We start from the raw sequence: 14,217 nt of genomic DNA, 5'->3' as shown, positions 1-14,217 counted from the left end.
TGCAGATGTCGCAATCCACACCGAGCCAGAAGGCCCTCACTCATTTCAAGATCACCCGGCCGTGAGCCCTGTCACCAACCTCCGTGGTCAGTACAACTAGCCACCCGCAAATCGCGTTCGGGATCCAGACCGAGCCGGCCCGCTCCCCGTCCCGGGCGATCGTCCCCCACACCACCGGGTCGGCGGTGCGCACCACCGACGCCGGGTCGACCCAGGTGTAGCTGCCCGCCAGCACGTGCGCCTCCTCTTCCAGGCCGTCCGGGTCGGGCAGAAGATCGGGCAGTTGCGCTGCCTCCGTGTTCAGCGCGGTGCATCTCGCGGCGAAGAACGCGGGGACCTGCGCCGGGGCGAGGTGCTCGCGCAGGCCCTGGAGGGCGGCGGCGACTTGGTCGGCGTGGCCGCCCCGGTCGTAGTCGTCGTCGGCGAGGTCGCCGTGCTCGGTGTCCCCGGGCGAGGGTGCCGAATCCCGTTCCGCGAAGCTCAAGGCGAGCTGCGCCGGCAGCAGGGAGGGGCGCCCGGCGGGGTAGTGGGCCGCGGGCGCGGAAGGCGGGCAGCTCCATCGGACGAGTTCCGCTTCGAGGGCGGCGGGCAGCAGCACGGGCCGCAGCTGCTGCGGCGGCGGCCGCCGAGACATCTTTCGTGCCTGATGCTACGCGGGTGATTCCTTCCCGCTCGGGAAGGCTGCCGGGTGCCAGGTGTAGAGGCGCCAGGTGCCGCCGTCCAGTGGGACGGGCACCGGTTGGCCGGTCTCGTCCTCCCGGATCCACCGAAGGCTGGTAGAGCGTGCGGCACCATCCGGGGCCGTCAGGTCTACCGCGACCGTGCATGCCGCGGCTGCCCGGAAGTCCAGGCCCCGGATCGTGAACGCGCTCAACCCGTGGTCAGCGAAGGCGAGCCGCACCTGACGGGGTGCGGCGTTGCCGTACTTCGTATGCACATCGGCCGTGACCAGTGCCGCCATGGCGCCGAAGTTGCGTGCGGTCCAGGCGGTGAGGAAGCCCGCAGTGGCGGTGTGGACGGGATGGGTCGCGAACCCGTCGTCTCGGGGGCCGAGTTGGAACGGCTCGAATGCGGTAACGGCTCTGCTTGTCCGTCCTTGTTCGGCGATGCGGGCGAAGAGCTCCCGCCACGTCGGTTTCGCCGGAGCGGGTTGCTGCTCCTTCTCCCGTGCCCGGGCCCAGTCGGCGACGGCCATGAGGCGGTTCCACGCCTTGGTAGCGACGACGATGTTGTCGTAGTTCAGGATGCTTCCGTGCACGATCCCGTTGCGGTAGAGCTCGTACACCGGCTCCTCGGTGGTCGCGCTCCTGCCCTTGGTGAAGGTTCGGTGCGCTCTGGCGAGGCCCATGTGGTGGCCGACGACACTGTCCCATGCCTTCAGCTCCTCTGCCTGCCGTGCGTGCAGCCCCTTGCGGACGGTCTCGAACTCGTTGACGAAGCCGTCCATGACGCTCAGAAGGACGTGGACGGTGGAGTAGTAGCGGCCAGCGAAGTAGTCCGCCTTGGCTTTCTCCACGAGCGCCAGCCGCTTGCGCATGGCAGGCAGGCGGTTCAGCCCGATCGTCAGGTGGAACAGGCGTTCCGGATCGTTGTCGTGGTAGATCCAGTTCCGTGGGCCCAGCAGCTCGTAGAAGCCGTCGACGGTGTCCGCGATGTGATAGAGGTCGCGGCGCATCTTCGCGATGTCAGGGCGCCGGGCCGCAGGTATGGCGTAGCGGAGCAGGCGAAATGCCTCAAGCTGTTGAGCTGCCTCCACGACGGACGGCAGGTCCCTGGCCGATCGGTAGTCCATGTCGGGATGCTAGCCAGAGGTGCCGACAGGTCTGGTGCAGGTAAATGCGGACCACCAGAACGGGGTGACCTGGAGGTGGATGTTTGGGTGGGGCGGCGGCGGTACGGTGCCGGGCGTGCCTGAACAGCGGACTTCGGCGATGTCGTTCGCGAGCTTCTCCCCTCACAACCCGGACGGGTCGCTTCCGGAAGTCGCTGATCGCCGCGAGCACATCGTCGGGGTCGCCATGGCCTGGCAAGGGCACAGTGCCCGGGGCGGCATGGCCGGGTTCCGGTATATCGACAGGCTGCACGCGGTCGGGGCTGGGGACGTTGTCGAGAGCGTGAACCGTGTTGTCGAGCTGCATGGCCTCATGGGCAGTATCGGGGAGCAGTTGTCCCTTGCCTACGCTGCGGAGCAGGACGCGCAACGGTGGCTGGCCCGCCCGATCGTGGGAGACCCGAGTGACCTCGACGGCTGCCCTGGGAGTGGCCTGTTGGAGATGATCGGCCGGAGCGTCTTGGCGACCTTCGCGGTGTACACCAGGAAGGACTCCAGTAGCATCCACGCCCGCGGGTCGGGCGGGACCTGGCCGGCGAGGTTCGCCGCTTCGCCCAGCGCGGCCAGCGCATACCGGGCGTCCCGTGCCAGCCATGTCAGGCAGACCCGTCGGGCTTGATTGCATCGGTGTTCACGGCCGACCATCCTGCCGTGAATGCGCACGCCAGTTCACACCCTTTTGTCTCGCCCGGAGCCTGGGACGTCGGTCACTCCACGGTTACCAGCGAGAGGAAGAAGGGAGGGGCCAGACGACGGATGGTCTCGCGGCCGTCGTCGTCGGTGATGGCGAGCGTGGTGTTGATGGCGTCGGTCATGAAGAGCAGGTTCAGCGCGGTCAGAGCCTGCGTGCCCGGTGCCGGGTCAGGGTCTGATAGGGCGTCGGCAAGGAAGAGCCGGTCGAACGGGACGACCATGTCAATGGCCCAGCGTTCCGTCGCCTTGGCCGGCTGACCGGCGGCAAGCTCGCTCTCGACGGCGGCGCAGGTGTTCTCTGCCCAACCCGGCATCTGGGCGGCGGCGGTCCAGGCGGTGTGCAGCCGTTCCAAGGGGGCGTCTCGCGCGACGCTGAGCAGGTGGTTGGCGGCACTGTGTGCTGGTAGCCCGGGGGCCTGGTGCTTCGGCGCCTCCGCGACGGCGGCGAGCGGGTCGCGCGGGTCGGTCTCCAGTAGATGGGCGGTCCACTGCGGCATGCCGTTTCCCACGAGGCCACGCGCGTACCTGGCGAGCGTGTCCGGGGTCAGTTCCCCGGGGCCGGCCATGGCCGCCACCGCTGCATGGAACTGTCGGTCGTTCCTGTCCAGCGACTCGGCCTCGGCAGCGCCGGGGTCGAACCTGGCGGCGAACTCGGCGGCGGCAGGCTCCACGAGGGCCTGCACCTGCCGGTCGATGGCTCCGATGCGCCGGTCCACCGCGGTCGGGCGACGCTGTCGGCTGCCAGCCAGCGCGTCGGCGCCGTCGTACACCCACTCCTGGAGATCGCCGTCCTCGGGCAGTTCCCCGAACCCACGGCGCAGCTCGTCCTCCACCCCTCGCGCGGCGCGGACGAACGCGTCCTGGACCGTCTCCTCCGGCACGGGAAGCCCGGCACCGAAGGCGCGCAGGGCGAGGTGGCCGCGATCGGTGCCCGGCCGCCGGTTGCGGGCGAGCCAGACGACCAAGTCGACCAGCCGGTCATCGGCCATCGAGGAGCTACCGCCGGTGGGCCGGCCCGGGTAGTCCCGCCGGTGCGAGGGCAGCAGAGGACTTGGGCGGCTGCGCCAGCGTTCGAGATGGCGCGCCGACACCTCGGCGCCGCGCTGCGCTGCGAGGTCGATCAATCGTCGGTCGGCGGGGCTGGGGGAAGTTCTGACCATGGGTTGAACGTACTGCCGCCGCATGCGCTCGGGCTGGGCTGCGGTGAATACCACCTGCCAAGCTCGGATCCAGGTGTAAGGTCCGCCGCCCGTTTGCCCGCCGTAGAACCCCCCGAGGTGCCCCCGCTTTGGGCAGTCCGCCACTTGCTCTGATGGAGATACGAGTCCGGAGAAGCCGGCTGAGACAGCGCCAACGCGCTTGTGAAGGAGTAGAAATGGCAGCAGATGCGACCGGGGCGCAGGGGGCCCGAAGCAGGACTCCGATGTATGGACGGGCAGCAGGCAGGGCCCGGTACCGGCGGTACGTACGGCTGGCGGGCGTCAGTGCGTTGCGGGGCGCAGCGTCGGCCGCTGGCGGGGCGGTGGTCCGTGGTGTGGTGTGGTGGCTGAGCCACCGGTGATGGTGCCGCGGGGCGGCCCGATACGGCTGATGCTCGGCCCGGAGAGGGGCCTTCCCGTGCCCCTGGCCTCGGGCGTGGCGCGGGAAGACCCTGAACGGGGCCGTCAGGCAGCGTCTCGGGGCCCGGATCATCCGGTTCGAGGCGGGCGTAGAGGCGTGCAGCCTGCTGTAGGCCTTGGGTAAATGCGCCCCGAGGCCACCGTCCCCGACAACGTGATGGCCGAGAAGATCCATGCCGGCCTCGCCGAACGGGAGTGCCTGCCCGGCGAGCACTGGGTCGACGCCGGATACCCCACCGCCGCCCAGATCGTGAGCGTCCGCACCGAGCACGGTGTCGACCTGCAAGGACCGATGGCCGCGAACACAGCCGCTTCGGTCGGCGGCCCCTTCGGGCAGGACGCGTTCACCATCGACTGGGACCGGGAGCAGGTCACCTGCCCGAACGGAACCATCAGCACCCAGTGGCACCACCGCCACTCGCAGCAGGGCCTTCCGGTGATCCGGGTCCGCTTCAGCCCCGCTGACTGCCGCCCCTGCCCCCACCTGCGGGAATGCGTCAACTCATCCACGGCCGAACGCCGCGAGATCAACCTGCGGCGCCGGGACGAACACGAGGCCGTCCACAAAGCCCGGGCCGAGCAGCGGACCGACGCCTGGAAGGAGCGCTACAAGATCCGCGCCGGGGTCGAAGGCACTGTCTCCAAGGCGTCGGACGCTGCGGCCTGCGCAGATCCGGCTACCAAGGCCTGGCGAAGACCACCCTCCAGCACCAGCTCATTGGCGCCGCGATCAACCTCGCCCGCATCGACGCCCACCTCACCGACACACCACGGGCCCGCACCCGCACCAGCCACTTCGCACGACTTCGCCCCGCCGAGCAACAGCTCGACGGGGCGAAGTAATCAAGGCCCCAAGTTCACCAACAGCGTCCGAGCTGCCGCGGGGGCCTCGGCGTAGTTGCCGAGCCGGTTAGCATCTCCGGAGTGCTCAGCATCGGCCTCTTCGTCGTCAAGGGCGGCTGGACCAGCTGCCGGACGTGATCGAGTCGTGTGGCACTGCCCGCCGGCTCTACGCCCGAGCGAAGGACGACCGTGTAGCTGCCGCTGAGCGCGACAACCGCTCGGCTGATGGGTGAGCTTCAGGCGATCAAGAACAGCCCGCGCAAGGTCCACCAAGAGGCATAGGCGAAGAACAACACCGGTGGCGGTGCGCGTGGCCATTGGCGGCCCGCTTGGTCCTTCAGCCCCGGAAGACGGCGACGTCTTCCGGGGCTTTCTCATGTCTGGGCCGCTGAGCTACCCGCACCAGCTGTCCTAGCCGCCAGGACAGCTGGTGCTCAGCGCCCTGGAGGTTGGTACGCCTGCGCCAGCAGGCCCGACCAGCACTGGGCGGTGCCGTTACGAATTGATTCGTGACGCCTGGCGTCCTGTCATGCAGGACGTTTTGTTCTGCTAGCCTTGACGATGCGTCACTGAAGGAAGGGTGGCAGATGTCGGAGGAACCGGCCCTGAGCGCCGACGAGCGGGCCACGTTGCTGGCAACCGCCATGCTCGATGACCTGTCGGCTGAGGACGTCGCTTTCATCGGGGGCACGGTGAAGAACGTGCTGCGGCAACTGGAGTCGGTCGCCCGGGTTGAGGCCGCCGCCGAGCTGGTCGCCCTGAGTGAGCAGGTACTTACGGCTGCAGTCGCAGCCGAGCGAGCCAATGGCGCGTCTTGGGCCGCGGTTGGCAAGGCGCTCGGTATCTCCCGGTCGGCCGCTCACGGGCGGTTTTCCGGGGCCGTGGGGAGGCAGACCATGGCCGTCGAGCGTGACGATGATGGCGTGTCGGTCCGGGAGTGCTCTGCCGCAGAACTGTACGAGCAACTGCGCGAGCTGTGGGCCAAGATCGCCGACAAGGCGGCCCAGGAGCAGCAGCTGGCTGGCATCCAGGCGGCCCCCAACCACCCGCTGTCGGTGCTCTCCGCGCCCACGGGCAGTGGTAAGACGGCGGCCGCCATGAGGGTCATTGAGGCGCTCACCGCCGCATCTGGCGGGGGCTACATCAACGGGCCATTGGTAGTCAGCGGTCCGCCAGGCGCTGGTAAGACTCAGGTCGTGGCACAGGCCATCGAGGCGCTGCGAGCGGATCATCCTGATGGCAATGCGGTGGTTGTTGGGGCCGGGCGTCGGAGCACTGCGGCGAGGCTGGGGCAGGTTCTCCATGCAGCCGGTAAAGCTGATGAGGCCAGCCTCGTGGCCGATCTGGCTGGGCGCACTGAGGACGGCACCCGCCTGAACCTGTTGCGGCTCCAGCATGACCTGGCGGTCCATGGTGCGTCGTCGCGGGACGCTGAGGTAGTCGACAGTCTGGACGTGTCACCCGATGTACTTGCGACCTCGCTGCCCCCAGCGCGCGAAGTCACGCAGCAGGCCGGTCGGGTCAACCGGACCGAGCAGCGCCTGACCCGCTTGGAAGCCCAGCTACAGATGATCTTGGACCGGCTTCCCGAGCCTCCTCGGGCTGACCATGATCCAGAACTGGCCGGCCACCGGCCGTAGGAGAAGACCAAGGCGCCGCCCCCTCCGGCAAGAGTCAGCGGCGCCTCGGTGTGAACCATCCCCCTTGAAAGGAAGAGAGCTCAGTGAGTCAGTATCCCGTGCCGCCTGAGCGGCTGGCGACCACCCCGGCCCCTGGTCTCCAGCTCATGGGGAAGGGGTAGGCGGCATGACCACCCAGTCAATGCGGGCCCAGCAGATTCACCCGGGGGCGTACGGGGCACTGGGTGAGGCCCTAGCGACGATCTACTGGTACAAGCGGGACCTGGCCCAGTTCATCCGCCGGCGCGTGACCGCTCATCCTGAACTGCTGGTCGGCCTCGACTTCGAGGGCTACAAGCGGGCGGTCGCGGACGAGTTTGTCGACCGGCTGGCGGAGGGCGAGGGCCGGTACCGCCAGCTCACGCTCGACCTCATGATCGAGATCGCGGGGATGGACAGCTTCCCGAGCCTGAAGCGGCAGCCGGACGGCGAGCACCTGGTGGTCCAGGCCAGCGAGGCGGTGGCCGGGCTGAAGCGGTGGACCCAAGCGCACCAGGATCTGCTGGCGGAGCGGCAGGCGGCCGAGCAGGACCTGGCCGCCTACCGAACCCGAGTCCAGGTGCAGCAGAGCTTCGCGGCCAAGCTGGCCGACCTCAAAGACCGGTTCATCGAGCTGGGGCAGATGGCGGACCGCCAGCAGGCCGGCCAGCAGTTCGAGCTGTTCCTGAACGAGCTGTTCCGCCTGTTCGATCTCGACCCGCGGCTGGCCTACAAGCTGGAGTCCGAGCAGATCGACGGCTCCCTCTCCTTCGATACCGACGACTACATCGTCGAGGCGAAGTGGTGGAAGAAGGCCATGGAGCGCGAGCACGTCGACATCTTCAGCGCCAAGGTGAAGCGTAAGGGCAAACTGGCCCTGGGCCTTTACATCTCGGTCAACGGCTTCACGGCCGGCGCGCTGAGGGAGTACGACCGCGGCACCACGTTCATCACGATGGACGGCGGTGACCTATTCTGCGTCCTGGAGGGCCGCATCGCCCTGGACGAGCTGCTGCGCCGCAAGAAGCGGCACGCGAATGAGACGGGCAGTTGCTACTTCCCGGCGCAGCTGGCGTTGGCCGAGTAGGTTCTGGTCCTTCGGACGGGACCTGCTGTTGCCAGTCGCGGTCGTGCGAGCTGGGATCTGGCCTAGCGCGCACGACCGCCATCACGAGGAGAAGGCAGCGGCATGGAGATCTCGGTGTGCTCCGTCTCGATGTCTTTCCACAGATCGTCGATCGCGATCCGACCAGCTTGCTGCGCGAGGGCAACTGTCTCGGTGTGGCCGCCCTGAGGCATCTGCTCCTTGGATACCCCGTGGGCCCAGCTGCGGGTCTTGAACCAGAGGTGCTTGATCCGGTTCTCGATGAGGGCGGCATCCGCACCCACCGGAAGGTGGAGTGTCTCGTGGACTCGCCATCCATGGCCCTCGTGGATGGTGATCCTGTTGACGGTGCTGCCACAGATGCCGACCTTCGCGACATCTAGCCCGTCATGGACGATCAGGTAGACCAAAGCTGGTTTGTCGGGATTGAACCCCGTCCGGCGGCATGCTAGGCACGGCCCTTGGCCAGCGATCAGGTTACCGAGAGTTGGACTGCACCTGTGGTTCTTTTCCCTACACCTGCCCGACCAGGGCTTACTCGTGTTGGGGTAAGGGGCGTCAGCGTCAGGCACGAACCCGTTCTCCCATGCGATGTTCCGAGCTTCGGCATCGCTGTATGGCGTGTTAGGCGCGCAGCCGTCGCACCTGCTTTTCCGGCCCCGGACGTTGGTGAGACTGGGGGACACCGGATGGCCGTGAGCTATGCAGACGCACCGCCACGGGTTGTTCGCCCTGCTGTACGGCTCGATTGGGAGCATGCCCCCCAGGAAGACCATGTCGTTGAAAGCTACAAGCGGATCTACGGCCTTTCCGGAGCAGTACTTGCAAGCCGACTTCTTGGCGCGCCTGGCATCCACCAGGCGTGGGGTGATTCCTTGCTGGCCAGCGCAGCCTGGCACGACGCACCGACAGTGCCACGGGACATCGACGCCGGGGAACCGGCCGACCGGCGCGACCCCCTTGGCCCGGATCTCCTCGATGGCAACGGATTCGGGCACGCGGCGCTGATCCGCGCCCGCATTGCGACCACACGGGTCGCAACCGCCTTGTCGAGTGAGATCGTTTAGCCGAGGCTCACCGTACTCACCGCAGTCCATGCACCTGCTGGGCCACGGGTCGTTCACCCGGCTGAAGAGTGCGACAGGCCACCTTCTCTTCTCGATCATCCGCGCCTTAGCGAGGGCTGGATCGATCCGTCGTCCCACGTGCTGACTCCCCTCGATCTTTGACTGCCGGCGTGTCAGATGGCCAGCGGGCCACACATATTAGATCGCTTGTCTGGCGATTGGCTCATCGTGCAGCTCAGAGACGCAGTTCGCGATCAAGCGTTCGAGATGCCTCTGTCGACCGGCCGCAAGATCATCCCGTCATGACACCGGAGATCCACTTCGTTCGATCACACGCTCACGTGATCTTGGTAGCCAATCTGCTGCTCTCGGCAACGTACCCGTGCGGAGCCACGCCACATTTGGTTTCCCGCACTGCCATCCCCGGGCCAATCTGAAGGTTGAGCCATCGGGCGGCGCGAGCGTAGTTGGCGGCCATCCCGGCGGTGACAGCCAGGCTCTCGGTCGCGTGGGTGGCAGGGTCAGAAGCGCTCTGGCGCTGAACAGCTCTGCCGTTGCTCTGCGTTACCTGCTGAGTCTCCTGGCGCTTTCGGGACCCAGGGATTCAGTCCCGACCACAGTCATTCGTGGTCGGACGGAGCCTGCCCTGGTTGCCCGTCAGTCCGACCACCCTGTTCTAGGGAGCGTCGACCCGGTGGATTCCACCATCATCCTTTCTGTGCTTGCTGGTGCCGGCGTGCGGAGCATCCTCCTCTTCGCCGTCAAGGGCGTGCTGGACCAGGTACCGAGCGTGGTGGAGTCCTGGAGCACCGTTCGCCGTGCCTGGCGGCGCGCGAACGAGGACGATCAGGAGTAGATGACGGCCGTGGGCCGGGTAGGCGGAAAACCTACCCGCCTGCGAAGACTCCGTCGCCGCCGGGCGACGGGCGTACCGAAACTCCTCCAGGATCTCCGCGACCCTGTCGGCGTGAGAGGGCGCCTCCTCCAGGACATCCAAGCCGAAACGAGGCGAATCCCCGTCGTCGGTCCTGGTCAGAGCGATCCCCAGCGACAGCACCGCGTACCGCAGCTCGCTCATGGTACCCACGGCTTGGCGCAGGTCCACGAGTCGCTGGGTTCGCCCTGGGCGGCATGGGAGGCCGGTCGCTCGACGTTGGTCTCCATGCAGGGCGACCGCAATTTGCTGATCGACCGCCAGAGGGCTGATCTGCCAAAAGATTGATTGTCAGACAGGCCTTAGGCCGGGAAGCTCGCGATAAACGCGTCGAGACCTCCGGCCAGGTCGAGGGGTTGGAGATCCACGTCGTAGTCGACCCACCACGCGACAGGCACCTGCGGTGCGAGGTCGTTCAGCACCGTGTAGATGACGGTCAGGGGCCCGACGGGCGATCCTCGGTCCTCGAACCCGAACACGCCGTGGCGGAGATTGAACGACAGCTCCGCCGGCCGCCCGGGATCGACATCTGCCACGATCTCCAGAAAGCCCTCGAACGCGTTGCTCACCGTGGCGTCCGGCCAGTGCCGCCGGACGCTGTCCGTCACCTGGTCGCCGGTGAAGGTCCATGGCCCGACCTTCTCGCGGTCGGCGCTGATGTAGAAGCTGGATCCCACGGGGTGCTCATTTCTCTGATTGGTGCGGGTCAGGGTTCGATGCGGACGCGGCCGGTGACCCCATGGGTCGTCATGAGGGCCTGGAAGTAGGCGGAGGCCTTGGGGTCGTTCGTGATGAGTTCGAGGTGGTTGACCTTGTTCCGGGGGTCCTTCAGCGCCGATGCGTACTTCTCCAGCTTCTTGGACTCTCCTTCCATGGTGTTCTCGTAGGCGAACTCGAAGACCCCGTCGGCGTTGTCCAGCCGGAACGGGGACTTGCAGCTGTTCTGCTGTCCGATGTACTTGGCGTCGATCGCGGCACCGTCCTCCGGGCGGACACCGTCGGCGTCCATGCCCAGCTCGCGCCCGGTCGCAGGGTCCTCCACGTCGGTGTACAGCCGGTACTCCGTCGAGCCCGCGACCCTGACCTGGTATGCGCGCCTCGCGTTGATCTTGGGGTCGGGCTTGTCTGGTGGCTTGGGCGCATGGGGCCCGTTCGCCTGGAACGTGCGGCCGTCCTGCTGCATCTGCGCCATCCACGCCCGGATCGCGGCCTGTTGGTGCGGGGGCAGTACCGGGAACGGGCTGGTCGGGTCGTGCGGCAGCGGCGGCATGCCCGGGGTGACTGTGAACGGCGGGGGCTTGGGCGCGGGTGCCGCCGCGGCGTCGCCCGCACCGGCCAGGACGACGGCCGCGGTCGTCATGGCCAGGGCCCCTGCTCCCACTGGGATCAGGCTCGCCGCCGCGCCGTCGACCACGGCCGCGGCCTCGGCCAGCACGGCAAGTTCGGCGCTGCCCTCCACCGCCGCGGCCATCGCGACCGCCGCGGTACCGGCCTCGGCGGCGATCGCGGCCTCTCCGCCGGCTGCCGCGAGGTCGGAGCCGCCGAGGGTGAAGACCGTCAGCACGAGCCCGGCGCCCGCGACGATGCCCGCGGCGATGGCGAGGGTCTCCAGGGTGTCTCGCAGGTCCTCGACCTCCTTGGCGTACGCCTCGCAGGCCTGACCCAGCTTGAAAGCCGTGTTGGTGATGCTGTTCAGCAGCGGGCCCTGCGTGGCGCAGCTGTCGTGCATCTTCGCCCAGTTCTGGGCGAAGCCCGTGACGGCGCTGGAGGTGCTCGACGCGGTGACCCGCTGCACCCTCTTGTCACCTTCGACGCCGAGTCGGCTGACGAGGCCCGCGAAGTTCTTCCAGGCCGCCGCGGCCCGGCGGAGCTTGCCCGGGTCGCCTTGGGGCCAGAACTGCTTGAGGAGGTCGTGGATCGCGCTGCCGCCGTTGTGGCCGACAGCGGAGTGGAGCTTCGCTTTGGCGACCTCCTCGTCGCACTCCGGACTGGTGGACGCTGGCAGCTTCTGTGGAGCCATCAGCGAGGCCGCGATGTCGGCATCAGTCTGAATGTAGGCGACCGCCATGGTGTACAAGCCATTGGCGGTACCGCCAAGTTGGCCGACGGCCGCCGCCATCGCGTCGACGATCTTCTGCGAGGCGGGGTTGTACTTGGCGGCGAACTTCTTGCCAGCGTCGTCGTCACCGGCCATACCCGCGACATCGTCCAGGGCGAGGACGAGGCCACGGTAGATCTGCGCGGCAGTGTTATGCAGGTCGGTGAACCCGGCGGAGGAGAGGATCATGTCCGCTGGCTTGACGTGGAAACTGGTCATCGAGCCCCCCGTTGTCCGTCCCCCTGCACGGTAGCAAGGGACGGGCGCTGCCGGCCCGGGAACACGCAGCCGACAGCAAGCGACCTCAGGTACGGCCCGGCGCTGTCCTGGAACCAACCTACGAAGCCTGGCCGACGGCCGGCGCGCAGTTCGACCTCGAACTCCATCTCCACCGGCCCGACTGCGAACACCATCTGCGGGTCGTCACCCGCCCGCGCGGCGGCTTCGAGCAGTTCGTCGCGTACTGCCGCGACGGCGTCCGCCAGCGGAACATCCATCAGATCCATCCCTTCGAGCACCCGACCCTGTGGTCCTGCCGATGCGGACACCGTAGAGCCCGCGCGGCGGCCTGCTCAGGAACGGCGACTTCGGCCGAACCAGCCCGCCGGCCAACCGGGCGCGGCGGGTAGGTCCGCCGCCGGCTACGCGCACGTGTCGAGCATCTCGACCAGAGCGGCCTTCTCCGGCTCGGTGACGGACAGGCCGTAGAGGTGTGATGTCGGTCCAGGCGCGGGAGTAGGTGCACCAGTACGATCGCGTCCTTGATCGGGTCGTCGATTATTGCCAAGTGGGCGCCCTTGCCGGTGAGGCCGCCGCCGACACCGGCCGCGAACAGGCCGCCTTCCTTCGAGAGGATGTCGAACCGGTTCGCGGCCTTCGAGTCGGGGTGGAGGTGCAGGCCAAGCTGTTCGTCCCACGTCGTGATCGCGTCCCTGGTCCACCAGCCGTGGTCGCCGGCCAGGTCGGAGGAGTAGGAGGCGACATCACTCGGTGGTCCGGCCGCTGGAGCGGGTACCAGAGCGGCGCCCAGCGCGCGGCCCGCGGGACTTGCCGTGCCGCGGCGGCATCGTCAGCAGCAGGCGGATCGTTTCTCCTGCCGCGATCCGGCGGAACGCCTGGTCGATGAGGTCTAGGTGTGCGGCCTGCATCTCCCGGCCGTCCGTGAGCAGCCGGCCCGACCGGACGCAATGCACGCTGCCCCGGGCATCAACCAGCGGGCAAAGACCGCCGTAGCGGTCAAAGTGCTCATCTCATCGAGCGTCATCGCCGGGCTGGTCGACGTCGCGCGCACCGAGTACCCCCGCCTGCCGATCCGAGATCGTCGACACGATCGACCGCTCAGATTGGCTGCGTGGCCGCCAAGGTCCTGGCGACGACTACCTCGGGTGGGGGGATGTCCGGCGTGCGGATACAGCGGAACGGCGAACGGCGAGCGGGAACCTCACCGCCGTGCCCTGCGAGTGCTGCGACACGGACTGCGAGCACCCGGGCCACCAACTCGATGTCGGTGTCGCCGAGTCTTTCTCCTGCCTGTTCTGCGGGTTGGCTCTCACGGACAGCGAGGAGGTCGCCCTCGCCGGAGTCGCCCACCGGGACGTCTGACCAGGTCAGCCCAACAACGCCCAGGAGGAGCGGCCCGCCCGATGGGTGTGCGAGCCGCCCTCCCCCGCGCGGGTCGGCGCTCCGCCCGGCCGGACCTCCGACCGGGCGTGTGGAGCCTGTGAGTGCCTTGGGGAAGCAGGCACTCGCCTGCTCAACGAAGGCGCCTCGTCCGGGGCACGGCGGGTTGCTCTGTCCGGGGGGGCGTGGCCTCGACGTCGAGCGGTCGGTTCGCTTTCCTCCGCGGCTAGGCCGGTGCCAACTCGGCCGATGACTCCGGATAGCCTTGACGCGGTGCCCGCCGGTACCGCGAGACGCACAATCTTGAGGGCCATCACCGGCGGGTACCTTCGAACTCTCCCGGCAGCTCTCACCCCGGGAAGAGCGCGGGAGCTGCGAGGTCAGCGCCAGCCGCCTACGCGGCGGGTTCGTACTCTACAGTCGTTGTTGGGCACCGCTGGGCGATGCCCGCGAGCGCGCCGGCCTCGGCCGGGTCGGCCGCCAGGCTCCAGCGGAGCTTCGTGGAGACCCACTCGGCGGCGTAGCGGCAGTGGACAGCGGCGAGCGGCGGGAGCCATTCGAACGGGTCCTTGTCCGCTTTCGATCGGTTCGACTTCGCGGTGACCGCGACGAGCGTCAGCGGGCCGCCCTGGTCGTTGGCGTAGGCTTCACGACGTCCGGCATTCCACGCATATCCGCCGACTGGCAGGGAGCGTCATTCCGAACGTGCCATATTCCTTGTGCCGGAGTGTCGGTGGTGGCTGCCGTGC

The 14,217-nt window shown here is 68.1% G+C and carries 12 protein-coding genes and 2 pseudogenes; 6 read left to right on the top strand and 8 right to left on the bottom strand.

Annotated elements, in window-relative coordinates; translation table 11 throughout:
• Nucleotides 1-40: 40 nt before the first annotated feature.
• Both ABZW10_RS31425 and ABZW10_RS31420 read right to left on the bottom strand, forming a co-directional pair.
• Nucleotides 41-634, bottom strand: a complete 594-nt coding sequence (locus ABZW10_RS31425; protein WP_355372688.1) for a hypothetical protein — start codon at nucleotides 632-634, stop codon at nucleotides 41-43.
• 15 nt (nucleotides 635-649) lie between these two features.
• On the bottom strand, nucleotides 650-1,792 hold the full coding sequence (locus ABZW10_RS31420) for a hypothetical protein (protein WP_355372686.1): 1,143 nt from the start codon (nucleotides 1,790-1,792) through the stop codon (nucleotides 650-652).
• 115 nt (nucleotides 1,793-1,907) lie between these two features.
• Between ABZW10_RS31420 and ABZW10_RS31415 the strand changes: the two genes are divergently transcribed.
• The gene (locus ABZW10_RS31415) at nucleotides 1,908-2,450 is read left to right on the top strand and encodes a hypothetical protein (RefSeq protein ID WP_355372684.1); all 543 of its coding nucleotides are present in this window, start codon (nucleotides 1,908-1,910) and stop codon (nucleotides 2,448-2,450) included.
• 88 nt (nucleotides 2,451-2,538) lie between these two features.
• Here ABZW10_RS31415 and ABZW10_RS31410 read toward each other — a convergent pair whose 3' ends face one another.
• A complete protein-coding gene (locus tag ABZW10_RS31410) occupies nucleotides 2,539-3,684 on the bottom strand; it encodes a hypothetical protein (RefSeq protein ID WP_355372681.1) in 1,146 nt (381 codons plus the stop codon).
• 595 nt (nucleotides 3,685-4,279) lie between these two features.
• Between ABZW10_RS31410 and ABZW10_RS31405 the strand changes: the two are divergent.
• The 3 genes and pseudogenes from ABZW10_RS31405 to ABZW10_RS31395 form a co-directional block, all read left to right on the top strand.
• A pseudogene (locus tag ABZW10_RS31405) lies at nucleotides 4,280-4,986 on the top strand (transposase); the annotation flags it as partial.
• A gap of 587 nt (nucleotides 4,987-5,573) precedes the next feature.
• Nucleotides 5,574-6,626: a hypothetical protein gene (locus ABZW10_RS31400; protein ID WP_355372678.1), complete on the top strand. Its 1,053-nt coding sequence runs from the start codon at nucleotides 5,574-5,576 to the stop codon at nucleotides 6,624-6,626.
• 166 nt (nucleotides 6,627-6,792) lie between these two features.
• Nucleotides 6,793-7,731, top strand: a complete 939-nt coding sequence (locus ABZW10_RS31395; protein WP_355372676.1) for a restriction endonuclease — start codon at nucleotides 6,793-6,795, stop codon at nucleotides 7,729-7,731.
• Between the two features lie 62 nt (nucleotides 7,732-7,793).
• Here ABZW10_RS31395 and ABZW10_RS31390 read toward each other — a convergent pair whose 3' ends face one another.
• Nucleotides 7,794-8,159: a hypothetical protein gene (locus tag ABZW10_RS31390; protein WP_355372673.1), complete on the bottom strand. Its 366-nt coding sequence runs from the start codon at nucleotides 8,157-8,159 to the stop codon at nucleotides 7,794-7,796.
• Nucleotides 8,160-8,444: 285 nt separating this feature from the next.
• Here ABZW10_RS31390 and ABZW10_RS31385 point away from each other — a divergent pair, with 285 nt between their 5' ends.
• Nucleotides 8,445-8,816: a hypothetical protein gene (locus ABZW10_RS31385; RefSeq protein WP_355372670.1), complete on the top strand. Its 372-nt coding sequence runs from the start codon at nucleotides 8,445-8,447 to the stop codon at nucleotides 8,814-8,816.
• 1,236 nt (nucleotides 8,817-10,052) lie between these two features.
• Here ABZW10_RS31385 and ABZW10_RS31380 read toward each other — a convergent pair.
• From ABZW10_RS31380 to ABZW10_RS31370, 3 genes are read right to left on the bottom strand one after another with little or no spacing between them, the layout of a single operon-like run.
• Nucleotides 10,053-10,427, bottom strand: a complete 375-nt coding sequence (locus ABZW10_RS31380; RefSeq protein WP_355372668.1) for a hypothetical protein — start codon at nucleotides 10,425-10,427, stop codon at nucleotides 10,053-10,055.
• Between the two features lie 29 nt (nucleotides 10,428-10,456).
• Nucleotides 10,457-12,067 carry a restriction endonuclease fold toxin-2 domain-containing protein gene (locus ABZW10_RS31375; protein ID WP_355372666.1) on the bottom strand — a complete coding sequence of 537 codons (1,611 nt, stop codon included), beginning with the start codon at nucleotides 12,065-12,067 and terminating at the stop codon, nucleotides 10,457-10,459.
• Nucleotides 12,064-12,354: a trypco2 family protein gene (locus ABZW10_RS31370; RefSeq protein WP_355372663.1), complete on the bottom strand. Its 291-nt coding sequence runs from the start codon at nucleotides 12,352-12,354 to the stop codon at nucleotides 12,064-12,066. The genes ABZW10_RS31375 and ABZW10_RS31370 overlap by 4 nt, the downstream gene beginning before the upstream one ends.
• 943 nt (nucleotides 12,355-13,297) lie before the next feature.
• Here ABZW10_RS31370 and ABZW10_RS31365 point away from each other — a divergent pair.
• Nucleotides 13,298-13,450 carry a hypothetical protein gene (locus tag ABZW10_RS31365; protein ID WP_355372660.1) on the top strand — a complete coding sequence of 51 codons (153 nt, stop codon included), beginning with the start codon at nucleotides 13,298-13,300 and terminating at the stop codon, nucleotides 13,448-13,450.
• A gap of 412 nt (nucleotides 13,451-13,862) precedes the next feature.
• Here ABZW10_RS31365 and ABZW10_RS31360 read toward each other — a convergent pair.
• A pseudogene (locus ABZW10_RS31360) lies at nucleotides 13,863-14,138 on the bottom strand (HNH endonuclease); the annotation flags it as partial.
• Nucleotides 14,139-14,217 lie beyond the last annotated feature (79 nt).

Origin of the sequence: Kitasatospora sp. NPDC004723, from assembly GCF_040609255.1 — a bacterium.
In the GTDB taxonomy this organism is placed as follows: Bacteria; Actinomycetota; Actinomycetes; order Streptomycetales; family Streptomycetaceae; genus Kitasatospora.
The sequence above is the reverse complement of the archived record's forward strand: the minus strand, read 5'-3'. Positions and strand labels throughout refer to the sequence as shown.